At 47.7% G+C, this 24,193-nt stretch carries 17 protein-coding genes and 1 pseudogene; 5 read left to right on the top strand and 13 right to left on the bottom strand.

Features of this window, described 5'->3' with window-relative positions:
* Positions 1–21 precede the first annotated feature (21 nt).
* Positions 22–1,701, top strand: a complete 1,680-nt coding sequence (locus ACYVJG_RS02985; protein ID WP_460429708.1) for a PHA/PHB synthase family protein — start codon at positions 22–24, stop codon at positions 1,699–1,701.
* 15 nt (positions 1,702–1,716) lie between these two features.
* Positions 1,717–2,493 carry a gamma-glutamyl-gamma-aminobutyrate hydrolase family protein gene (locus ACYVJG_RS02980; RefSeq protein WP_460429707.1) on the top strand — a complete coding sequence of 259 codons (777 nt, stop codon included), beginning with the start codon at positions 1,717–1,719 and terminating at the stop codon, positions 2,491–2,493.
* On the opposite strand, the pseudogene ACYVJG_RS02975 reads toward ACYVJG_RS02980, so the two are convergent.
* From ACYVJG_RS02975 to ACYVJG_RS02955, 5 genes and pseudogenes are all read right to left on the bottom strand, one after another.
* Positions 2,490–3,257, bottom strand: a pseudogene (locus ACYVJG_RS02975) (enoyl-CoA hydratase); the annotation flags it as partial. The gene ACYVJG_RS02980 and the pseudogene ACYVJG_RS02975 overlap by 4 nt on opposite strands.
* A gap of 100 nt (positions 3,258–3,357) precedes the next feature.
* A complete protein-coding gene (gene efp / locus ACYVJG_RS02970) occupies positions 3,358–3,921 on the bottom strand; it encodes an elongation factor P (RefSeq protein ID WP_460429706.1) in 564 nt (187 codons plus the stop codon).
* 169 nt (positions 3,922–4,090) lie between these two features.
* Positions 4,091–5,644 (bottom strand): ATP-binding protein, encoded by a 1,554-nt coding sequence (locus tag ACYVJG_RS02965; protein ID WP_460429705.1) that lies wholly within the window; start codon positions 5,642–5,644, stop codon positions 4,091–4,093.
* 17 nt (positions 5,645–5,661) lie between these two features.
* Positions 5,662–6,000, bottom strand: coding sequence for a YkgJ family cysteine cluster protein (locus tag ACYVJG_RS02960; RefSeq protein WP_460429704.1), 339 nt, complete (start codon positions 5,998–6,000; stop codon positions 5,662–5,664).
* Positions 5,988–6,926 carry a tRNA dihydrouridine synthase gene (locus ACYVJG_RS02955; protein ID WP_460429703.1) on the bottom strand — a complete coding sequence of 313 codons (939 nt, stop codon included), beginning with the start codon at positions 6,924–6,926 and terminating at the stop codon, positions 5,988–5,990. Before ACYVJG_RS02955 ends, ACYVJG_RS02960 begins: the two co-directional genes overlap by 13 nt.
* 123 nt (positions 6,927–7,049) lie before the next feature.
* Between ACYVJG_RS02955 and ACYVJG_RS02950 the strand changes: the two genes are divergently transcribed.
* From ACYVJG_RS02950 to ACYVJG_RS02940, 3 genes are all read left to right on the top strand, one after another.
* Complete coding sequence (locus tag ACYVJG_RS02950; RefSeq protein WP_460429702.1) at positions 7,050–8,114, top strand: HD-GYP domain-containing protein; 1,065 nt, start codon at positions 7,050–7,052, stop codon at positions 8,112–8,114.
* Between the two features lie 78 nt (positions 8,115–8,192).
* Entirely contained in the window at positions 8,193–8,744 is a 552-nt protein-coding gene (msrA, locus tag ACYVJG_RS02945; RefSeq protein WP_460429701.1) for a peptide-methionine (S)-S-oxide reductase MsrA, read from the top strand.
* Positions 8,741–9,715, top strand: coding sequence for a tyrosine-type recombinase/integrase (locus tag ACYVJG_RS02940; protein WP_460429700.1), 975 nt, complete (start codon positions 8,741–8,743; stop codon positions 9,713–9,715). The genes msrA and ACYVJG_RS02940 overlap by 4 nt, the downstream gene beginning before the upstream one ends.
* Here the strand turns inward: ACYVJG_RS02940 and ACYVJG_RS02935 are convergent.
* The 8 genes from ACYVJG_RS02935 to bcsB all read right to left on the bottom strand — a co-directional run bounded on the left by ACYVJG_RS02935 (position 9,702) and on the right by bcsB (position 24,154).
* A complete protein-coding gene (locus tag ACYVJG_RS02935) occupies positions 9,702–9,896 on the bottom strand; it encodes a hypothetical protein (RefSeq protein WP_460429699.1) in 195 nt (64 codons plus the stop codon). The two genes, ACYVJG_RS02940 and ACYVJG_RS02935, sit on opposite strands and share 14 nt — an antisense overlap.
* Positions 9,896–11,452, bottom strand: coding sequence for a cellulose biosynthesis protein BcsG (bcsG, locus tag ACYVJG_RS02930; protein ID WP_460429698.1), 1,557 nt, complete (start codon positions 11,450–11,452; stop codon positions 9,896–9,898). The genes ACYVJG_RS02935 and bcsG overlap by 1 nt, the downstream gene beginning before the upstream one ends.
* Positions 11,453–11,471: 19 nt before the next feature.
* Positions 11,472–13,706 (bottom strand): UDP-forming cellulose synthase catalytic subunit, encoded by a 2,235-nt coding sequence (bcsA, locus tag ACYVJG_RS02925; RefSeq protein ID WP_460429697.1) that lies wholly within the window; start codon positions 13,704–13,706, stop codon positions 11,472–11,474.
* Between the two features lie 275 nt (positions 13,707–13,981).
* Positions 13,982–14,734 (bottom strand): cellulose biosynthesis protein BcsQ, encoded by a 753-nt coding sequence (gene bcsQ / locus ACYVJG_RS02920; RefSeq protein ID WP_460429696.1) that lies wholly within the window; start codon positions 14,732–14,734, stop codon positions 13,982–13,984.
* Positions 14,735–14,951: 217 nt separating this feature from the next.
* Positions 14,952–16,769 carry a cellulose biosynthesis protein BcsE gene (bcsE, locus tag ACYVJG_RS02915; RefSeq protein WP_460429695.1) on the bottom strand — a complete coding sequence of 606 codons (1,818 nt, stop codon included), beginning with the start codon at positions 16,767–16,769 and terminating at the stop codon, positions 14,952–14,954.
* A 19-nt stretch (positions 16,770–16,788) separates the two neighbouring features.
* Positions 16,789–20,688, bottom strand: a complete 3,900-nt coding sequence (locus ACYVJG_RS02910; protein ID WP_460429694.1) for a cellulose synthase subunit BcsC-related outer membrane protein — start codon at positions 20,686–20,688, stop codon at positions 16,789–16,791.
* Entirely contained in the window at positions 20,667–21,830 is a 1,164-nt protein-coding gene (gene bcsZ / locus ACYVJG_RS02905) for a cellulose synthase complex periplasmic endoglucanase BcsZ (RefSeq protein ID WP_460429693.1), read from the bottom strand. The genes ACYVJG_RS02910 and bcsZ overlap by 22 nt, the downstream gene beginning before the upstream one ends.
* 5 nt (positions 21,831–21,835) lie before the next feature.
* Positions 21,836–24,154, bottom strand: a complete 2,319-nt coding sequence (gene bcsB / locus ACYVJG_RS02900) for a cellulose biosynthesis cyclic di-GMP-binding regulatory protein BcsB (protein ID WP_460429692.1) — start codon at positions 24,152–24,154, stop codon at positions 21,836–21,838.
* Positions 24,155–24,193: the final 39 nt, after the last annotated feature.

Raw genomic sequence — 24,193 nt, 5'->3', positions numbered from 1 at the left:
TATTTGGGAAGGAAAACGGCGATGATTCAAACAATGAGCACTTCGTGGCAACAACAATTCGACCCGTTCGGCCTACAGGCGATTACCCGCAAGGCGGCACTGGCATGGTGGAAACACCCCGATGAACTGGCGGCAAGTTGGCAAGAATGGTGGCAACAAGTCGGTAAATTAAACAGCTATGCCGCAGCACGTTGTCTCGGCACAGAATTACCGCCGGTTTGTCCACCCCAAGCCGAAGATGAACGCTTTAAAGATCCAGCGTGGCAAGAGCTAGGCTGGGATTTGTTAAAGCAATGGTATCTATTAAACACCCATTGGCTGCAAGATGCGCTCTATCGCACCCCAGAATTAAGCGATAAAGAACGCAGCCGCAGCGCGTTTTGGCTGCGGCAGGGGTTAAATGCGCTTGCCCCCAACAATTTTTTCCTCACTAACCCAGTGGCGCAGCGCAAAGCACAGGAAAGCGGCGGTAAAAGTTTAAGCGAAGGCTGGCGTAATTTCTTACGCGATGCCGCACGCGGTGATATTGCCATGACCGATTTAAGTGCTTTCCAAGTCGGGAAAAATTTGGCTACCACACCGGGGGCAGTGGTATATCGTGGGCGGTTATTGGAAGTTATCCACTACGAGGCCACCACGCCTACGGTAAAACAAATCCCTGTAGTCATCGTATCGCCGTGGATTAACAAATACTATGTTTTAGACTTAGACAATAAAAAAAGTCTGATTCAGTATTTAGTCAGTCAAGGATTTTCGGTCTTTGTGACCAGTTGGAAAAACCCCGGCCCCGACGATAAAGAAGTCGGATTTGACGACTACATCACCGAGGGTATCGACCGCATTGTGCAGGTGGCCAAAGACATTCAGCAAAGTGAACAAGTGTTGCTCACTGGCTATTGCATTGGTGGCACGCTGACTACGGTGTATTTGGCGTGGTTGGCAGCACAAAAACGCGGAGATGAAGTTGCTGGCGCAACCTTGTTAACCACCCTGACCGATTTCTCCCGTCCGGGTGATATTGAAGTTTTCTTAGATGAAGAAGGGCTGTCTTTTGTCGAGCGTAAAATGCAGGCAAAAGGTTATTTAGATGGTAAAGACATGGCGGCCAGTTTCCGCATGTTGCGGGCAAATAGTTTGATTTGGAACTATTGGGTCGAAAACTATTTATTTGGTGAAACACCACAGCCCTTTGATATTTTGTATTGGAATATGGATAGCACACGGATGCCGTGTGCCATGCATTCTTTTTATCTGCGCGAGTTCTATCTCCACAACAAATTGACGCAACCGAATGCCCTGATGATTGCTGGGCAAAAGATTGATTTACGCAAAATCAAAACACCGTTGTTTATGGTATCGGCAGAGGAAGACCATATTGCGCCGTGGAAACAAACTTGGCATCTCACAGAACATACCCCTCATGCACCAGTCAAATTTACTTTGTCGTCTTCGGGGCATATTCTGGGTATTGTGAATCCACCTAAACCCAACTCGAAACGGCGCTATTGGCAAGGCGATGTCAAAGCAGGTGAACCTCATCCGACATGGTTTGCGCGACAAGAACCAGTTAATGGTTCATGGTGGCCATCGTGGGTGAATTGGATGAACGGCAAAGCAGAAACCGACATCAGCCCACAACTGAGCTCTAATCGTTACCCTGCCATTTGCCCTGCACCCGGACGCTATGTGTTAGAACACTAACAGGAGCCACCCATCATGGGCTACAAGACATTGAAAATTGGGATGTCAGCACGTTTATATCATCCAGAGGCGGGTAAAACCGGCTTGATGAGTAAGAGTTTGCAATATCTTGAACAATCGGTAGCCCATTGGGTGATGTCGCGCAATGTGATGGTGTTAATGGTGCCATCTATTTTGCATGACAGCCCCATGTTACGAAGCAATATCAGACTGTCAGACTATGCCGAATTTTTGGATGGTTTGGTGTTACAGGGTGGCGCGGATGTCAGCCCACACACCTATCATGAAGAAGCTATCGACCCGCGTTGGCAAGGCGATGCGGTGCGGGATGCTTATGAGATGGAGTTACTGCATGAATTTGTCGAGGCAGGCAAACCGGTGTTGGGGATTTGTCGTGGGATGCAGCTGATTAACGTGGCCTATGGTGGGACGTTATACCAAGATATTCCAACACAATTACCACAAAGCCTAGCACACGAAACCCCAGCGTATGACCACCATCACCACACCATCAGTTTTCAAGGCAATGGCCGCTTGGCAGGCTGTATGGGACAGGTCAGCGGCGAGGTCATTTCTATTCATCATCAAGCAGTTAAGCAATTAGGGCGCGAGATAGAGATTGAAGCAACATCAGCTGATGGCGTAGTGGAAGCGATTTCACGCAAAGGCCGCAGCTTTGTTTGCGGCGTGCAATGGCACCCAGAGTTTCACGTCTACCACGGCAATCGAGGATTACTCGATTGCACGCCAATTTTAGAAGCTTTTCTCGATGCCGCACGCCGTGCTCGTTAGCTGCGTTTTGGCCGCTTTTCGACAAAGGCGGTAATACCTTCTTTGGTGTCAGGATAGAAAAAGTTTTCTGCCATGATCGCAGCAGCCGTTTGGTAGGCGGTGGCCAAATCTTGTTCAATTTGTTGGTAAAAACCGCGTTTACCAATCGCAATCGCGGCGGCTGATTTAGCGGCGATATTCTGTGCAAGGGTTAGGGTTGTTTGATCGAGCTGGTCAGCAGGCACAACTCGATTGAGCAATCCCCATGCTAATGCGGTTTCTGCATCAATAAATTCGCCGGTAAACAACATTTCTAAAGCACGTTTACGACCAATATTGCGTGATAAAGCCACCGCAGGGGTCGAGCAGAATAAATCCAGTGTAATGCCTGATACGGCAAACCGTGTATGCTCTGCTGCCACCGCTAAATCGCATGCAGCAATCAACTGACACCCTGCCGCAGTCGCCAAACCTTGAACCTTGGCAATCACGGGTTGAGGCAGTTGTGTGAGCTGTAACATCACCGCGCTACATTGTTGGAATAGATCAAGGCAGGTATTTTGATCAGGAAAAGCACACATTTCCTTCAAATCATGCCCAGCACAAAACGCTTTTCCTTCTGCTGTTAACACAATGACTTTGATGTTTTTATCATTTTGAATTTCGGTTAATTGCGTTTGTAGTTCAGTTAGCACCTCACACGATAAGGCATTGAATTGCTGTGGGCGGTTGAGTGTTAGGGTGCAAATCCCATCTTGCTCGTGACGTAATACAAAAGACATGCGATTTCTCCTCTTGTTATTCGCTTAGCGAAAACAGAGGATAACAAAAAACGCCACAACAAAGCGTGGCGTTTTAAACGGAGACTTCGCGACAAGGTCACGATTAAGCACGTTTTTTGAATTCACCGGTACGGGTGTCGATCTCGATTTTGTCACCGATTTCCACGAAAGCGGCCACCGGCAATTCAAAGGTCGTCCCTTTCAAGCGAGCAGGCTTCATCACTTTACCGGAGGTATCACCACGCACGGCAGGTTCGGTGTATTCGACTTCGCGCACGATGGTGTTTGGCAATTCGACAGAGATGGCTTTACCGTCGTAGAAAGTCACTTCGCACTGGTCTTCCATGCCATCAACAATGTAGTTGATCGCATCACCGAGGTTGTCTGCTTCCACTTCATATTGGTTGTATTCAGTGTCCATGAACACATACATTGGATCGGCATAGTAAGAGTAGGTGCACTCTTTCTTATCCAAAATCACCACGTCAAACTTTTCATCGGCTTTGTAAACCGATTCAGTACCCGAGCCGGACAATAAGTTTTTCAGTTTCATTTTCACCACGGCAGCGTTACGACCGGATTTGTTGTATTCGGTCTTCTGCACCACCATAGGTTCGCCACCAATCATAATCACATTACCGGCGCGAACTTCTTGTGCTGTTTTCATGTTGTTTCCTATCGATATCAAGAACAAAACGCGGGACGCCCGCTTGATAGCGGGCGCCACAAAACGGCGAATCATATCGTATTTTATCTTGCTGCGCGACAAGTAAGCCGCAGCTTTCATTGCGAATTGGCTGATAGAGAAACGCGTGTCAAACAACCGTCGAGTTAAGCTAACATTCTCTTGTTACCCACCCAAACCCCACCACATTCCGCTGTTCACGGCTAAACTCAATCCCGATTAAGTGAATCGGTTCACCTCGGCTGCGGTATTTCTCGGCGTACCCTCTGTCCTGTAGTTGTTGTAAGGCTTTGCCTTGTGGTGTCGCTTCAACGACTTTGAATTCAAACAAATAGACTTGTTGATTAAATAACACCGCCATGTCAATGCGGCCTTTGTTGGTGATGTCTTCAAGGCGGATGTCTAAGCCAAGGGCAGCGAAGTAGCTATAGAACACGCTGGCGTAATAGCCTTCGTATTGGGCAATGGCGTTGTTGCGTTGCCAGTCATAGGGAATGCTGGAAAATAGGCTATGGAATAAGGCTTCCATGCCAGCAAAGTCATTTTTCAGTAACAGCTGCCCCAGTTGGTGTTTGGTGCGGCTGCTTTGACCCGCATCGGGTTGGAGTACATACAGCACGCTATTGTGAAAGCTTTGGTAGACCTCACGGTTTGGATAACGCAGTTGATACAGATATTCGCCAAACTGATACTCGCGTTTTGCAATCGTCAGATAACCCGTTTGGAACATCAAAGATTCCGTGAGCATCATGTCAACATCAAACGCTTGCAACAAATCACCACTGACACGCAAAGCGGCCAGTTCTGGCAGCCACACATGATGTGCTTTGATCCAATCGAGTAAGAACGTCGGTGTACCGGTTTCGAACCAATAGGGCCGGAAATCTCTCTCTTGAAATAAAAGTAATACGTCAAATGGGTTGTACACCGACTCACCCAACCAGTTATAACCGTTGTACCACTCGCGAATCTGTTCTCGGTCTAAACCGACTAATTCCGGCGCAAAAACGGTGTCAATATCGTGATCGGTATAGCCACAGATCGCAGAGTATTCTGCCGATAGCGTGATATCGCGGAGGTTGTTCAGCCCAGAGAACAAACTCACCTTGCTGAATTTTGATACCCCAGTCAGAAACACAAAACGAATCGAGGCATCGAGGTCTTTGATCACCGAATACAGATTACGCAATCGATTACGCATGGCCTTTGCCAATTCAGGATCAGTGAGATTGTCGAGAATCGGTTTGTCGTATTCATCAATCAATATCACCACTTTCTGACCGGTTTTCGCTTCTGCTGCACGGATTAAATTAGCAAAACAGGTTTCTGCTTCGCCCAACTCAATATTCAGCCCTAAACGCTCGGCATTGATGCGCATTTGCTCTGCAATTTTATTTGGTAGCTGAGTTTCCACATTCATCATCACCCCACCGCCAAAGCTGATACGAATCACCGGATAGGATACCGACCAGTCCCATTTATCGTGAATCCACAGGCCTTGAAATAACGCTTCATTCCCTGCCCACAGTTCAGCTAAGGTATCGAGGAACAAGCTTTTACCGAAGCGACGTGGACGAGATAAAAAATAATGGCTGCCCTCTGTTACCAGTTGATAAGCCATCGGGGTTTTATCGATGTAGTAATGGTTGTCTTCGCGAATCTTGGCGAAGGTTTGAATACCAATGGGTAGTTTTTTACGTTGCATACCTTCACCTCAAACAGCTAAGCAATCAGCAGTGGCGGCAAACCATGTATTGAGCGTGCCTTATTACAAGCAGGTTCAAATACCCCTAAATCTGTTCTAGCACCAAATTCACGACAGGGACTGGGACGTTCCCGATAGATGCCACAGGAAACCGATTCACCAATTTTGCCAACCAAGGCAATACACCGTGGGCGGGCATAGTCCGTTCCACGCATCCGGCGCGTGGAGTGGGTTTCTTCATCAGCTAAGCGATCAGGCACCATGCCCCCTTCACTTTCTAATTCCGAGACATGAAAACTGACACGAAATGCAGCACAACAAGCACCACATTGCTGACATACATTTACTGCAGCCATTTTTGTTTCTCTTCCTCAAAACACGGCATCACCAGTGCAGGCTCTTTTAGTTGACGGATGGTTAGGCAAAATGCTTTCGCCTCTGGATTATCACGTCCCAACATCGCTAACCATTGTTTTAGACGACTCAGCGCGAAACTAGGCCCTCGATGTGCAGCGCGATGAAAAAAGTCTTCCAACAGTTGTAAAGTATGTTGCCAGCTACAATCAGGCACGGTTTCACCTCGACAATATGCTTGAATTTCTGCTGCCAATGTTGGTCTTGCCAGTAAGCCACGACCTAACATTACACTTGCCTGACCACTTTCTTCGCGACACCGCAAATAGTCGGCAACCGACCAAATTTCTCCATTTGCCATCACCGGCACAGAGACCGATTCGGCAATTTTTGCAATCCATTGCCAATGTGCCGGTGGGCGATAACCCTCAATTTTAGTTCGCGCATGCACCACCAAAGAGGCAGCACCACCTGCCACCAGTGCTTGAGCACAATCAATTGCCAGCGTTTTATCTTCATAGCCTAATCGCATTTTAGCTGTCACAGGGATAGTATTTGGTACAGCCATACGCACCGCCGAGACAATTTCATATAACAAGGCCGGTTCTTGCAATAAAATGGCACCACCACGATGACGGTTTACTGTTGGGGCTGGACAACCAAAATTTAGGTCAATGACAGGCGCGCCCAACTCTGCTAGTCTTTTAGCATTTTCTGCTAGTAAATCAGGATTGGAACCCAGCAATTGGGCACGAACAGGCACGCCGCTAGGTGTCATCGCCCCCAATCTGAGTTCGGGAAGCATTCGGTAGAATTGTCGAGGAGGCAGAACGGTTTGCGTGATTCGAATAAATTCACTCACACACCAATCAATACCAGGGAGCCGCGTTAAAGTATCACGCATGAGGTCGTCAACGACGCCCTCCATAGGAGCAAGCGCAATCTGCACAATGTTGAAAAAGAAAGAATTTATCAAGTCGCCATTGTATGCGACTTTTGCCTCATTGAATCAATCAACCCGCTCAGTTACTTGTAAGGAAAGCCTTTCGCCATGGCCAATGCTGCCCATCAACACTATGAACCGTTACCGGCTGATCTGTTTGCGCAACATAACCTTGCTTTCACTGCGCCAGACCTGTATCGCTTAACCGATAGCGGACGACAGTTATTAAAACCTGAACGCAATGCCCCACCCATTGATACCGGCCAACCGTTATCGGGACATCCTTTTGACATCATTGAACACACCTATCGCACCTTAGCTATTTGGTTAGAAGCGGTTTCGCGAATGCCTGATTTTTATATCAAATTGCCGTTTATGGCGCGGCGGATTGCCAATTTGGTAGAAGAAGAACCTGATGCCGCATTGGCAGCAACTTTATTGGTTCCGATGGTGTCGTATACCGCAGGGCATTCGGTACAAGTTGCTGTGATGTTGGCACGTTTGGCCCCTTTGCTAAATATCTCTCCGGAAGACAAACAGAGCCTGTTATGTGCGGCATTAACGATGAATATCGGGGCAGCTGCGTTACAAAATACGCTTCATGAGCAAACCGATCCCTTAACTTCGGGGCAAAGCCAACATATTCGTTTACATCCATTGTTAAGTTCGGCGTTATTGCGTGAATCGGGTATTACCGATCCGCTATGGCATCGATTGGTCTGTGAACATCACGAGATGCCAGATGGTAGCGGCTATCCGATTGGCTATCCGGCTTCTTATTTACATCCCTTATCTGCTGCGTTGCGGATTGCGGATATCTTGGGTGCGAAACTATGTGGCCGACGTTATCGTAAACGGATGTCGGCAAAGAATGCGTGGTTGAGCCTATATCAACCCGGAGATACATCCAACCCTGATGCCGTTTTGGTACAGCGTTTTGTTCGTAGCATTGGGTTATATCCTGCTGGTTCGTTTGTACGGTTAGAGAATAAGAAAGTGGCGCTTGTGGTGGCACAAACTCAGGATTTACGACATCCTAAATTATTGGCTTTTGACCGTGGTGGTGGTTTTATTACCTTAGATCCACAACAAGAGGGGAATGCCATTGTGAGCCCTGCCGAATTTACGATTCCAGATAATGCCTTATTACAATTAGCGAAGGCATGGGATTAGTTGTATTTCTTCCAGCTGTCTGTCATGAAACAGATCGTGTGTGTTATTTAACCCAATTTCAGCAAGGATACATTCAAAATGTCGGTTAATTGCGAAAGAGCCGTTTTTGCCGGTGGCTGTTTTTGGTGTACCGAAGCCGTGTTTCGTGCGGTGAAAGGGGTGAAGACAATTCAGCCAGGTTATATTGGTGGTCAATTGGACCATCCGACCTATGAAGCTATTTGCACTGGTAATACCGGCCACGCCGAAGCCATCGAATTGTGGTTTGATCCAAGCGAAGTCGAGTATTCGACACTACTCGCCATTTTCTTTGCCACCCACGACCCCTACAGCCTCAATCGGCAAGGCCATGATATCGGCACACAATATCGCTCGGCGGTTTTTTATTGCTCAGACAAACAAAAACAACGGCTTGCCAGCGCCATCGATCATCTCAATGCACAAGGGTTAGGTACCGTGGTCACAGAACAGGTCGATGCCAGTCAACACACTTTCTGGCCGGCGGAGCGTGAACATCTCGATTACTATACCAATCACCCGTGGCAACCGTACTGCATGGCAGTGATTCGGCCTAAAGTCGAGAAATTGATGATCTCTTTTCCTGCTTATTTACAGGCAATTGAGCGATGATGCCCAGCGATAATCATGATTTATTTGCACAAAGCTATCAAGATTGGCTCAACAATCCGGTGTTAGCTTTCCATTCTTGGTTAAATAGACAAGATCTCAAAAGCAATTCTGCTACCGTTTATCACGCCATGTGGCGCAAATTTATTGAATGGACGGCCAGCAAAGAGATTGCTTTTGCACAGATTGAAGCGCGGCATATTGCGTGGTTCTTAGATGAAAATGGCTTACAAAAACACCATCGTTATCGCTATATCCGACTGATTGAACGCGTGTTTGAACACTTAGCCAGTTTGCGCCCTTGGCAAGAAAACCCAGCCAGCATTGCGGCGCAACAGCGAGTTGGGTTAGGAGAAAACGACCCGACTTCGTTTCTTACCTTTGCCGAGCGCGATGCTTTAATGGCTTTTTTACAACCCGCACCGCAAGCCACCACCACCGCAGCTTATTGGAAGGCCATGCGAGACCGTGCGCTGGTTGCCGTTATGTTAGGCGGAGGGTTAAAAGTATTTGAATTGCAACAGTTAAAAACGACAGACATCGATTTGCATCAGCATACGATTCAGATTATCGACGAGACACGCCAACGCACCCGCCATCTCACACTCCTTCAATTTGCGCACCAGCCGCTGCAAGATTGGCTCACCTTACGTCACGACAGCGCCACCGCCGGTCTGTTTGTTTTTGCCTCTAATCGCAAAGGCGGCATGATGCACGCAGCGTCTTTTTTCCGTCGCACACAGGCAATACTGGAACAAATCGAATTATTTTCCCAACGCCATGAACGCGCCTCACCACAAACCCTACGCAATACCTTTGCGGCCTTACATTACGACCAAGGCGTCGATGATCGTACGGTAGCAGAGTGGCTCGGTTTGATTGAGCCAGCCTCCGCCCGCCGCTTTTACCTCGCTTATCGTGATTGGCAACAACGGCATCTTGTTGCAGGAACACAAACACCTACTCTGCCGTAGTTTGCAATAATCGAAAAAAACGTTGCTCTAATGCTGGCCACCGCTGGGCAGCTTCTTCAGCTGCATTACGCGCTTGTTGGTCTAAATAACGTTGTTCCAAAAGTGGCAACTGTAAAAATTGCCCCAGATGATGAATGTCATATCCTTCTGGGGTCAGTGATAACACCGGCTCATCCATCATTACTTTTTACTCTCGGCTGTCACCCACACTCCATCGGGTGTTCGCATGTGATAACGTTTGTCGTTTGGCTCGGCCATCACGATGGTCTGTTCATTTTGAGCAACCAAAGCAGTCTGAGGCAAATCAGCCGTTAAGCTGGCATTTTGCAAACCCGTTTGTAGTGCATGGTTTTTGATCGTGTTTTCCAACAGCTTCACCAAAGCCAAATAGCTGCTAGGTTCCTTCACCAACACCGGGGCTTGTGGTTGGGTTTGTGGAAAGTTAACCAATTTCACACCAACCGGCACCCGCACAATACCGGGAGAGGGAATTTCCCGTAACCCTGCCATTTGCAACTCATCCCCTTCAACCGCTGCCCCATGCTCTGGTACGAACATCACGACAGCAGGCCGTTGACTGGCAGCAATCAGTTGAATAAATGCTTGCACATCAGTGAGTAAGGTATTTAATCGTTGCGGATAACTTTGCAAACTACTCAAACTGCTATTTGGCAACCGATTACCATCATGTAAAGAAATGGTGTTGTAGTACAACGCCGCCGGCGGCGCCTCTTTCGTTCGCTGATTAAACCAATTAAACAATACCTGACGATCTGACAAAATCGGAGAGTCATCAAACCCTCGCATTGCCACAGCGGCCGTGGTTGGCATCACCGGTTTTAGCCCTGGCACAGCCAAATTTTGACTGACTAATTCGAAGAAATTATCAAAGTGGCCATCATGGTTCATTAAGGCATAGGGTTGTAAACCCAGCTGTTGTAATTGTTGAAACAGATAGCATTGCTGCGGTGCAGCTTGATAGAGCGCAGTATGTTCTTGCTGACCACAGGCCGCACGCAATACGCGAATCGCTGCAGGGCCACTATAGCTGGCACCGGTGCTAAATTGCTCAAATACCACATCGAATTGCTGCCATAGCGGGTGTTTGTCTTGTTTTGCAAAACGCAAATCGTCCCATGCCAATGAACAAATATGCAGCAAGATCACATCAAATGCTGGCTTTTGGCCTAATTGTGTGAGATCAACCACCCGTTTAGCTTCTTGCTGCTGAAATGCAGTGAGCAGTTCTGCCGGTGATTGGGTCGGTGTTTTGGTTGCAGTGGTTTGCGTGGGTGTTGCCTGAGTGGCCACCGGAAGCGCAGCGGCTTTTTGCTGCCATTGCCACAATGGCGTTACTACAATCGCCACCAAAACAAAGCTGGTGATTCTTAACCAACGGTTGAGGACTAAATACAACAATAAAATGACTAAAGCAGCAACCGATAACTCCCAACTGATCACACGGCCTAATAATTCCTGCACATAAATCCAACTAAAACCCTGTAGATTTTCTATTTGTGACCATGCTCTAGCCAATGGTGGTAAGGGTAATTCACTGTATAATAACAAAGTCGCGGCAAGCAGCGCCAAAACAAAACGTAAGCTGCTTAAAAACCAATGGAAACTGGGCAAAATTAAAAATAAGGCTAAAAGCAAGTTCCAGCCCAGATGAAATTGTAGCGTGCCACCCAAAGCAAACAGCAATTTATAGATAAAATATAAATTCCATAAACCCATTATCACAACCTAACAAAAATTATTTTTTAAACCAAGCACTGCTGATTTCTTTAACATGACGGAACAAACGACCATAACCGCGCCATCCCATTCTAAAGACTTCAAACAAAGCAGCCAGTGGTTTATCAACCGGTTGACCTTCATCCCATGCTAACCAAGCATCGGCACGACCAAATGTGCATTGAACCAAGTTTTTTTCTTGTTCTGTTGATAACCCTTCAAACCGAACCCCAATTTGCTTGCCTTTTAGCATGACAATTTCACCGGGGAAACAGAATTCCCGATCACCGCGATTTAAACCAATATGAATGCGATCTTTCATTCTCAGATAGGGCGTTTCCTCTGGCAACACCAACCCTACCCCACCGCTAGAATAGTTATCGGTATAACAGGCCATGGTATAACCTTGCGGCAGATATAGCACCGCTGGAATTCGCATCGGAACACGATGCGATAAACGAATTTGTCGTGCTTCTGTCGCCACTCCGACAGCAGCCCCCAACATAATTAAGTTAAAACCAGTCCAAACCATGTTTAATAAAACAGTCGATAGTTCGTGCTGATTCCAAAACAGCAAACGACCTACACCAATCGCAAAACCAACCAGATTCAAAAACAACAGAATCAGGTAAGGCTTAGAGATATTCCAATCAAAATAGCTCTTTTCAATCAGCCCCCCTTTAGCAGTCACATTAAACTTGCCTAATTTCGGATTGATGAAGGCAATTGTAGTTGGTAATACGATATACCACGCCAAAACAGACTCATATACTTCCGCCCAAAAAGAATGGCGGTATTTTCCTTGCATGGTTGAGTTAGCCAAATTGGCGTGCATAATATGTGGCAAAACATAAGCTGCCAAACTTAAAGCCGCTGCGTTAATCACATGCAGTTCAAAATACAAGTACGAAAGCGGCATAGTGAGAAAGATTAAGCGTGGAATGCCATAGAAAAAGTGCAGCATTGCATTGCTATAACAAAGACGCTGCATGAAAGACAAACCTTTGCCAAGAAAAGGATTATCAGTTCGAAAAATTTGCGCCATACCACGCGCCCAACGGATACGTTGGCCAATATGCCCGGATAAACTTTCTGTTGCCAAACCAGCGGCCTGTACTAATTTCAAATAGGCAGTGGTATACCCTCGGCGGTGCATTTTTAATGCGGTATGGGCATCTTCCGTTACTGTTTCAACCGCAATACCACCCACCTCTAATAAAGGTTGTCGTTTAATAACGGCGCATGAACCACAGAAAAAAGTCGCATTCCATAAATCATTTCCATCTTGTACCAAGCCATAAAATAAACTGCCCTCATTTGGCACTTGTCGAAATGTGCTGAAATTACGTTCAAAGGGATCTGGAGAAAAGAAATGGTGCGGTGTTTGTAACATGGCACACTTCTTATCTTTTAAAAACCAACCCATGGTAGTTTGTAAAAAGGAACGAGTAGGAATATGGTCACAGTCAAAAATGGTGATATATTCACCCTGTGTTTTTTTGAGTGCGTGGTTAATATTACCTGCTTTGGCATGGAAGTTATCAGGGCGGATGATATACTCCACCCCAGCCTGTTCAGCAAATAATTTAAACTCTTCACGTCTTCCATCATCTAAGATATAAATTTTTAATTTTTCGTTTGGCCAGTCAATCCCACAGGCGGCATATACCGTTGGTCGAACCACTGATAACGGTTCATTATACGTTGGGATGTAAATATCAACACTAGGCCATAAATCGGTTTCTTTGGGGAGTGGGACAGGTTTTCGATATAATGGCCAAGCTGTTTGTACAAAACCAAACAATAAAATCAACCAAGTATAACACTCTGCCGCGTATAACAATAAACCAAGAAATTTCTCAATCGGCGTTTCTAAATCTAATGTATGTGTTGTGCGCCACCAAATATAACGAGCAGCGACTAAAATAGACAAACCGATTAACACCAAAATGGGCAATCGGCCCGGAATTCGACGAATACGTAACGCAATCCACCATGTTGCAGTAAAAAATAAGGTTTGTTCAAATAAGCTGAATGGTGTTGTGACAATAAGGGGTAGAACAATCGGCAATGTCACCAAAGTTGTTAGTAAAAATACCTGTGGATAACGCTCAAAAAATTGTTCAACCGATGATAGCGAACGTCCAATTTTTTCATAATTAAATTTAGGCAGCCTTGCAATTAACCAATCATAACAGCGGCGGATGAAAATCAATGGCCACAATATTTTTTCGACAACAGCCAATAGTTCCATGTTAAACCACCCCTTAACGAAAGCTGGAGGTTGAATATTTTGTTCTGGAGACGGAAATCGCCAAAATAAAGCTAGGAAAAACTTAGCGTCAACCCGATCTTTTTCCTCTAAACCCAGCTGAAATCGAAAGAAAAAAGGCAGGAAACACACATACAACCATAATGTGTCAGGTGCATTTTCTTTAGGTGCTCGAAAAAAAATCCGCCATATCATGACGTACCACTTCGTCTCAGATTGCATCTGGAGATGTTGTTTTATCAGACAAATAAAACGATTCATGAATCTAATTTATCTAAGGTTTGCATGATATAGGCACTAATACCATGTAAATCATGTGAGACTTGTGAGGAAGGCGCGTGATCAATCACCAATTTATTATTTGCAAAAGCTTCTGGCACCGCCTCATCTAAGTGTAAGCGATAGGGTAATAGCAGATTTGCTAAGTGGTTCTGGCTCATTAAAACCAAATCGTTATGTAAGGGCCGACGAACATCTAGTTTATTGACTAAAAACAGCGCAGGCTTTTTTATTTTTGCTAGAAAATTACTGACAGCAGACAGTGTCAGATAATGCAGAGGCTCAGGATTCCACACGACTAAAATTAAATCAGCTGCTTCACACGCTTGTTCAACATATAGCGATGGCCACGGTGGAGTATCAATTAAGAATACACTTTCTGGCGGCACCACAATATCGTGCAAGGCTATTTTTAACCATTGCGGATATTTATATAAGGCATGATCAAAAATTTGTTTGGTCATCGCATCCACTGCACCAAATGGCAAAAAAATCACTTGGTCAGCACTTTGATAAGCATGGGTGCACCACTTTTCCCGCTTGGCTAAATGTGCGGCAAAGCCTTGTTCTAATAATTCATTTAAACCAAGAAACAACCCCAAACGATTAGCGGGGTCTAGTTCAATAATGCCTGTTGTCCAATTTTGCCGTTGTAAAATAGTCGCCAGCGAGGCCGTCATGGTTGTTCGGCCTGTTCCGCCACAGGGTGAAATCACTGCAATGACTTTCATGGTGTCCCTTTCCGGTGAGATTTTTTATTTTTCTTATCAGACATCAAGTAACCCATACGGTATAAAGGAGACAGCACACGCCCATTACGTTTGCGCTGTAAACGGTATAAATGCCCTCGCAACCACGACAACTTTTTCAGTGCAAAAAAAACCATAATCAGCAAGGCTGTTAAAAAGAAGGTGGCGATTAAAGCATTAAAAAAGAGACTCTTTAACACTATTGGCCACCTTGTTCGATTTTCACATCGGCCTGTTTTTTCCGATTTTCTGAGCGCAGAGTAAGATCAATAGGACGTGCTTTAGTCATCATTTTTGGCAGCTCTTTATTGACAGCAGAGGAAGAAGCTGGCTCAAAAATATGCTGTAACATAGCAAATTGTCGTGTTGGTGAGGTTGGCGTGGGATTTTCAGCCGGGGCCGGTGTCGTTTGATTCGCAACGGCTTTGTTCTCGCGTTGTTTTTGCAAAAGCTCAGTATAATCTACAGCGGGATCTGATCTTAATTGTTGCTCTAGATCTGCCACCATTTCTAACATCGTCAAATCATCAATCCCTCGAATCTCACCACTAAATAGACTGTCCACTGGCTGTTTAAAAACACGGCTCAGCACACCGGCAATATCAGAGGGACGGCAGGCAAATAAGAATAAGTAAATCTGATTACGATGGGCAGTAACAATATCACCAGAACGAGAGAGTACACAGACTTGCAACGCATCTAAAATTGGAATGTGTGGCAATAAAGGCAATTGAATCAATGCCTGAGACAAACCCAGTTCTCGACTTTTTGCAATACTGACTCGCGCATGTTCAATAAACTGTGACACAGCCACATAACCCGAAATATCACTATTCATAGCAGCGGTCAGAACGCCTTCTAAATCGGCTGGCAAACTACGCTGAAACAGTTGGCCGCGTAATGATTCAATCGCAGAAGCAAGGCGAGAGAAAGAAGGATTTTGGCTGACAACTAAATTTGCCCCTACTCGCAATAATAATAATTCATAGTGATAACGCAGAGCGTGTTTTCCTTCACGCACCAGAATTTTTAATGCTTTACCACATTGTTTACGCAGTAAATAAATGGTTTTAGCGAGTTCTTGAATCTGATCACGATTGGCATGCAAAATCACCGTGGCAGTATGCAAAGTTTGGCATTTTTCTAAAATAGCTTCATAGTTTGCAACCGTTGTCCAATGAGGTGGCAACCACGACTCATCTTGCACAGCAATTTGTGTAGCGATCACCCATTCACTATCATGGGCAACTTTTTCATTTTCTTCATACTTAAAATAAGGACGGAAAGCATCTAACGCTAAATAGCCTGATTCATTTAACAGCAGTGGGTAATCATGGCCAAGCGCGACACCGTCTTCCGTGCGCCAAAATTCAACTTTCCATAGAAATTGGCGTTGATTTTCCTCGACCAATTCGGCCATACCCGCTAACTCGCCCCGCCAAGTTTCTGCCAACACCGGTAATTGTTGTGTTTCATCTGGCAACGGTTCACACAACAACACACCACAATGGCCACGTTCGCGAAACCAGCGAGATAATGTTTTTAACTGCTCACGTAGCAATTCACGGTCTTGTAATTGAAATAGCTTTTCGGCCCCTTCCAGCAAACAGAGGGATTGTGGTGGTAGGTGATAGCTTTCTAATTCGTTCAAAATCGCTTTGATGCCGAATTTTTTCACTAACTCAACAAAATCTGTCGGCAAAGAAAAGATATTTAAATGTTTTTGCGTGACTTCATCATCCAGCATCACATTATGTAATACCAAACTTTTTAATACCTGCTCTGGTTTAGCATCAGATATAGCGACAACTGTGCCCGTTTTTAAGTTACGTTGAATTGCTTCAAAGAAAATACTGTCGCGTGCCAGCCCTTTCATCGCAAAAACCATGTATAAGCGATGAGGTAATAGCGCATTCAAATGATTAGGCAACCCAGCGATACCAAGCTGATAGGTTTTTTTCTCTTTTTTCAACCATGATTGAATTGGCCGAACTAATTGCTGGATCATTTTATTCATAATGTGATTCACCTCATCATCAATATTGTGAATAAGGACGTGCCGAACCTAAACTTGGATAGCTCATCTTATCTTTTTGTGGTGAGAAATGATAACGTAGATAAATACCAGCCCGATTAGGCTCATAATCTTTTGAACGATCTATTTCTGCTGTTGCACCAATGGTTAAAGCCTCATTGACACGATATTCGATAGCACCGCGTACTGAATAACCAAAACCCCCACCTTTGCCCCCACTATGGCGAGGAGGAGAAAAGTTTTCAACACTGGCACGTTGCGCGGCCAATTGTTGTAATGTGGCGTGATTTGGAAAAAAGGGCGCTTCTTTTTCATTATTATTGGAATAGGAGAGACTGCCACCAATGCGATATGACCAATTATCTCCCCTCGCTTGCCATTCAACAGGCAAGGCTAAAGAAACATAGCGTTGTGGGCTGTAATACCCACCGTGGCCGAATTGATAATGACGCAAGTTTTTCTGGAATTGCCAATAGGTTAAAGTCGCGCCAGTGGATAAGGTATAAAAGGGATGGTCAATGACGTCCCAATTGATCCCAGAACGGATATTCAATTCCCGATTATCTGGGATATTTTTTCCGGTTAACTTTGCTGCTGTAACATCCGTAAATAGCCGAATATCACCACTGCGCCACCCCACCCCACCGGCCACACCCTGCCGCACCACACCGCCCCACGTTTCACCGGTAATCGGATCGGTTTTACCCGCAAAAGATAAAACACTGCTGGTCACCGGACGGCGGAATGCCTCAGCTTGCCACGACCAAGGCCCCTGTTGATTTTGGTAACGCACCCCGCCTAACCAAGATGCCACGGGGAAATCACTCGGCAACTTGCCAATATCCACACGCCAATGGTCATTTTGATAGCCAAGCGCAAACACTGTCCCGCGATACACTTGGCGTAATGGACCCGCCAAACGATCGGCACCAAAAGCAGCGATGGTGGCAAAGTCGCGGGTTTTGCGATTATCAGCACGGTCTAATTGCCCCCCATCCAGCACCACCTGATCGGCGTGGGCAAAAACATGGCCATCATAGCCAAGTGGGAACTGCATATAGATCGGCGTTTCTTGCAGTGAGAAATCCGAGGCCCCCGCATCACCGGCCTTACGGTTAACTTGAAACGCTGTCGCTACCAGTGGTTGGCGGCGTTTTTCTAAATCGGCAAGGGCATTTTCTGCAGCAGTCAGCCCAACTGGATTATTCACACCTTGCGCCAGCTCATACGCTCTTGCTTGTTGATAATGTGCCAGCGCGGTTTGATAAGCGCCTTGTTGCTGTTGAGCACGGCCTTGTTGAATCACCACTTCCGGTTCAGTTGGGAAAGTCTGCTGCAGTTCTTGAAGCAGCGATTCGGCCTGTTGGGTATCCGACAAGGCCAATAGACGACGCGCAACTGACAGCCGATTTTGTAAATCGGTAGGAGAAAGTTCGGGTAACAGATTGGCCAATACCTGTTGCGCTTGTTCCGCTTTGCCGCGCTCTTGCCACAACCGCGCTTGTAATAACTGCGCATCGGTGTGTTTTGGCTGTTGCTGCAACACTTGTTCAATCATTTGTTGTGCTTGCGGATAACAGCCTTCTGCCAACCACAGTTCGGCACGCGCCAGCTTTAACTCATCTTGCGTGTCAGTTGCTAATGCAGGATCGGCTTGCACTGTGTCGAGGCTAGCATGTGCTTGGCGAAAATCCCCTTTTTCACGGGCCTGACGTGCTTCGCGTAAACTTAAATCAACCTGTAACTGTTGCAGGGTCTTTTTTTGTTCGCTGGTCAACGGCCGTTCGGCCAATTTTGCCAGCCACGGTTTGAGTTGTTGATCGCGCTCGACCTGCGCCAACAATCGCGCATAACGAATCTCTAATTCGTCACGCGCTGGACTGGCCGGTGTTTGCACAATGGTGTTAAGCAACAAGGTTAAACCCTGCTCAATCTCACCTGCCCCCACCCGACGATCAGCCAATTCAGCAAGCCAATCAGGATGATGTTGGGCCAGCGTTTCGGCCTGTTGTCGGTGTTGTTTGGCAGATACGTCCTCACCTGCTTGCGCTAATAAATTGGCTTGCTCATGGTGATAGCGCATATCCAATGCCTGCGCCAATTCACGCGCCGCTGCGGTTTGTTGCGCCTTTGGAAACACGGTCAATGCCGCACGCGCTTGTTCGATGTCGCCCTGACCGTTTAAGAATAAAGCTTGCGCATAGCGCAGTTCGGCACTGTCAGCAAGGCGCACCCCTTCTTCGAGGACATCGCGCCCCAGCTCTGGCATCTGTAGACGCTCGTAGAGCCGCGCCAACGAAAAGCGTGTCCATGCGGCTTGGGGATTGAGTTTGACTGCTTGCTCTAATAATTGGATAGCGGGACTGGTTTCGCCCTGTGCCAGATGTTTTTCTGCTTCTTGTGACAGAAAATCGGCCTCGATCATATCAATGTCTTGTCGGGAAGCCGTAAATTGCTGCCGCAAGTTTTCTAACAGTCCATTGGCCTCGGCCAAACGCTGCTGTGCCAGAAACACCGTCAACACACCACGCAAGGCGGTTTGATTCAGCGTCGGTTTGCCCTTATTCCCTTCGGCATTATCCGCAGCAACAGGCGCAGAGAGCGCCAAGCGAAACAGTCGCTCTGCCTCGGCATATTCTTTCATCCCGAGGTGAATGCTGGCTTTTTCAGTGAGCGCATCGACATCGTGCGGCCGCATGGCCAAGGCTTTACTCGCATGTTGCGCCGCGCTCGCCCAATCACCCGCATTACGCGCCCGTTCTGCCTCTTTTAACGCACCCCAAAAACCAGCGGTTTCAATCAACCCTTGCCATTTGTCGGTTTGATCGGGCTGTTGTTTTGCTCCTCGGACAAACCACGATTTTGCCTCAGCATGGCGGCCTTGCCGCATCCGCAACAGACCAAGCCCCTGTAACAAATCAGGGTCATGTTGGCGCGTTTTTAAGGCTCGTTCAAACTCGCGCTCGGCAATATCCAGTTTGTCTTTGTCCAGCGCAGCCAAACCCCGCTGTTGGGCTTGCCACGCGGGATCAGCTTCGAGCTTGCGTTGTTCCTCGGCCCGTTGTTGTACCCGTTGTAATTGATCTTTCAGCGACGCATCATCGGGATTGTCTTTGAGAAAAGCCTGTAAAACCGCTTGGCCCTCAGGTTCGTCGCCGAGTAAGACTAAGCCACGCCGCCAGACCTGTAACGCGCGTTCATGATCGACGTCAGGGCGTTTTGCCAGTGCCTGTGCCAGTTGCACCCCTTTGAGGCGATGATCTGGACTGTCGATATACACATCAGCCAACGTCAGCCGGACAGACATATTCTTTGGTTCGGTCCGCGCCCACCGTTCCAACCCACGCCGCGCCCGCTGCATCCCCGTGCCGGTACTGGCAAGGATGCGGTAATACTCTAGGCCAAGCTCGCCCTTAGGGACACCATGTGGAAATAAGGCTTGTAAACGAATCCAAGCTTCTTGCGTTTTGCCCGTCCGCGCCAGCAAGCGCACCATGGCCATTGCTTTTTTATCACGGGTCGCAAGACGGTAGCTGTCTTGTAACCGCGCTGTGGCCGGATGTTTTGGGTGCTCACGTTGCAGAAACAGCAAATGGGCTTCAGCTTTTTCTGGTTCGTTCGAGCGCAGCTCAAGCTCAGCTAAAGCTTCTCTGACCTCGGGATCGACCGGATCTAACAACAAGGCCTTATTTAATAACTGTCGTTCTAAATCACCGCGATTTTTCTGTGCCCACATACGGGCATTGGCCAGCAATTGGACAATTTCATCCGGCTGTTCAGCGGCATGTTGTTCCGGTGGTTCCCATTCTGCAGTTTGACCATAGGCCACGCCACCAAATAAGAGCCCCATGCCTCCGGCAAGCAGAGGCGCGCGCCGTGTCATTCGGACAGGGCGAAACATGTTGCATTCCCTTTAGGATGGCCACGCCACGCTGGTAGCAAACGACCATTGACAGCAAAGCGGTAATACCCCTGATACCAGCCTTGTGCAAACAAGGTCAGCACCTGACCGTAATAACCAGAACGCTGTTCTGTCTCTAATTTTTGCGAACGTTGCCACTGTTGTTGTGCCAATTCTGGCGCTTTCGCAGCAAACAGAAACGGCACCACCGAAGCCGAGAAGCTGGCATTGCCTAGATTGCCGTTGGTGGTGAGGTTTTGAATATGAATACGCTCGGGCGGCGCACCGTGTTGTGCCACATAGTCACGCATCGGTCGATACGTGGCGATCAAAGTCGCCAGCGAGGGATCGTCGCGGTGCATCAACCCTAGCCATAAATAGACACGGATGGCGTTATAGCTGCCCTCGGCTTTGCTTTCATCGTCAATTAAAAAACCATTTTTGGCATGCCATTGCACCCACTCGCCAGCAAACCCCTTTGGTGCAGATTCATGCAGCAAGCGCAGCGAGCTTTTTAATAATCCTGTCCATTGGGTTTGGGTGGGAAAACGATCGACAAAACGACGAAAAACTTGCGGCGGCACATAGCTTGGATTCAGCCGCCACACCTCCGGCTTCGGATGAAAACCCTTGGGAGCAGGCAGCAAGGTGAGCCCAAGTCCGGGCAAAGTGGCCGTTTCTTGGCGCAAAATATTACGCAACAATAATTGACCCAATGCAGTGTAGCGGCGTTCTTGCCACAGATCACCGGCTTCAAGTAGCGCATACGCAATCCAAATATCGGCATCCGAGGCCGGATTGCTATCAATCACCCCCCACTTTCCTTGGTCGTTTTTTCCCCAAATCCAAGCGGGCAAATGTTTGCTTAAATCACCTTGGGCAAGATTGTCTTCCGTCCAACGCAACAGGCGTTCAAATTGTGGTTTGTCATTGGCCACCATCGCAAAAAACATGGCATAAGCCTGCCCTTCCGAGACGGTATGTTCTTGCGGCGAACCCACATCAATCACTCGACCGTCGGCACTGACAAAATCACGCTTAAACTGTTGCCATTGCGGCCATACTGCACAGGTGTTGGCGCTGGCGGAAGCCGGCACACATAGACTCAACACCGCCATCATCTGCCAAAAACGTTTTTGCATCGTACTTATTCTCCCAAACGCTGACGAGCAATGCGTTTCAGCGCCATAAACATGCCAATGGCGATTAACAAACCTGAAAATCCCCCTGCGACAGCCATCAACAGCGGATAGCGCGAAAGCACAAACCAAATCTGCATCCACCATGACAGGTCGCCAACATAGTACGGTTCATTGAGGCGGAAACTGGCGACTTGTTTTTCACGCAATAACACCAAATCACCCCGCATCAAGCCAACACGGGCACGGTCTTCTAGGGCATCGGCCACCCACGGCAATTGCGCTTCATCATTGGCGGTGACCACTAACACACTGCGCGCTGATTGCAAGGGCGACTCAAAGCCAAATAAAGCAGCCAGTCCACCCTGACCTTGTAATAGCAAGCGGGCATTTTTATCCGGCACAATGTCGGCTGGATCGGCCAGCCATTGATGCCAAAATGGTGTTTCACGGTTGACATCCCCCACCTCACGCTGACCTTGTTTCAGCCACAACGGCAATGATTGTCCGTATTGTTCCAACCAAGGTTGTGCCCCTGCTGCACCAATCACCAACCAATCGCGTTCTTTGACGCTATCACGTTGAGCCGCCGTGCGAACTGCCACCCGCAAAGCAGGAAATCCCGTCCATTTTCCCATTTGCGCCATCATCGAGGCAAACACGGACAAATCAGTATAGCTAGGACGGTCTGGCAAAATCACCGCTGTTTCTGCTAAATCAGCTAAACGGGTAAAGGGAAAACCACTGTTGGCAAAAGCAGCGATATCTGGCAAAGCCATAAAATGTGGCAAACCACTGAAATCAATGGTGGAATCGGGGTCGATAGCAGCGGTAACACCATCGCTAGGTGCGCTGGCACACAAACCTTGTCGTTCTGATACCAAATGGAATTGGAACTGGAGTTGGTTGTCGCTGCCCACGCGGAAGGCAGGCACCAACAGCGCCTCGCTACGGGTGGTTTCACCGCCAAAAATTGGCAAGTTAATGCGGTTTGCTTCACCGGTTTTTTCATCGGGTTTCAGACGATACGAGCGAATCAACTGATCGTTAATTTGCACGTTGAGCAAGGAATCATTCATCTGCCGTGGTGGGGTATAGCGATATTTCAGCTCTAACGGCACCCCACTGCTATTCCATGCCAATAGATCAGGCGGCAAGCGCAGGTTGACATTTAAGTAGCCGGTGTCAAACCCTCGGGTTTGTAGCTGACTTGGGTTGTCAATCAACTCACCCAAACGCACAGGGCGATGTGTCGGCAACCAGTTAGGAGCGTCATAGGGTTGACGAGGCGGGGTTAATTCGACTTTTTTCACCCCAACGGCCTCACCACTCAATGCCGCTTGCCCCATCACCAACCCCAAAGCTGCCTGCTCCATCTCCACCACATTACGGCCACGCAACAGCAGTAGCTTGCGGCCATTGGCCTGTGGATGGTCGATGATGCGTAATTCTGGGCCTTGCAGTGGCGGCAACTTCACTTCGCCAATCGTGGTTGCATCTTGCAACCACACCACCGCATGTTGATCGGCAGGTAAATCGGCTTGCACTGTGACTCGTGTTTCGCGATAGCTGGCAAGAGAACCAAACCACGACGCCACCGCCGCCATCGCTTGTAACCGCGCCGGCTCGGTGAGGCCTTGACCCTGTGGTAAGACCATCACTAAATTTAAACGGCTTTGATCACGGCGGTCGAAAAAGGGCGCGGGCAATAATGCTAAATCGTTTGGCAGTTTAACGGGGGCTAATTTGAGCTGTAATTCACTTTGTGGACTGACTTCGGCCCATAAGCTGGAGTGCAACGGATCTTCACAACCATTGCTATAGTGGGCAATCCATTGCAAACGCAATTGGTTGAAATCGACAAAAAAGCGAGGATCAAGTGGGATTTCATGTGTTACCAACGCCCCTGCTTGTTCAGGCTTTAACGAAATCGTGGCCAGCGTTTCTTTGTTGAGCTGCACTTTCAGGTGTGAAAGTGGAAAAATCAGCGCTGGTGAGTAGCTAAATTGCAGCTTGAGTTTTGCTTCTTTCACCGATTGATCTAAGCGCACGCCAAAGGGAATTTCCCGCGCCACATCAACCCCGCGTAAGCGGATAGGTTGGTAGGCGCCCATTTTTTGAAATGGCAGCACTTGATTTTGCCACGCAGCCGGCAAAGTAGCGGTGGTGGCGGGTGTTTCCAGCAGCGGCGGCAAAGGGGGCGGGGCTTGTTCCACATTCGCCCCAGCCCACATAGGGAATGCCAACAAGCCAACGCAACATAGACCACGCTGTAACAGTCGGTGCCAACGCGGCAGAGAAAGAGAGAACAAGGTCGTGGTTTTCATAGCAGGTTATCAGTTGGCAAACACAAAAAAAACACCCCA

It is taken from the genome of Aquaspirillum soli (assembly GCF_054781915.1).
The sequence above is the reverse complement of the archived record's forward strand: the minus strand, read 5'-3'. Positions and strand labels throughout refer to the sequence as shown.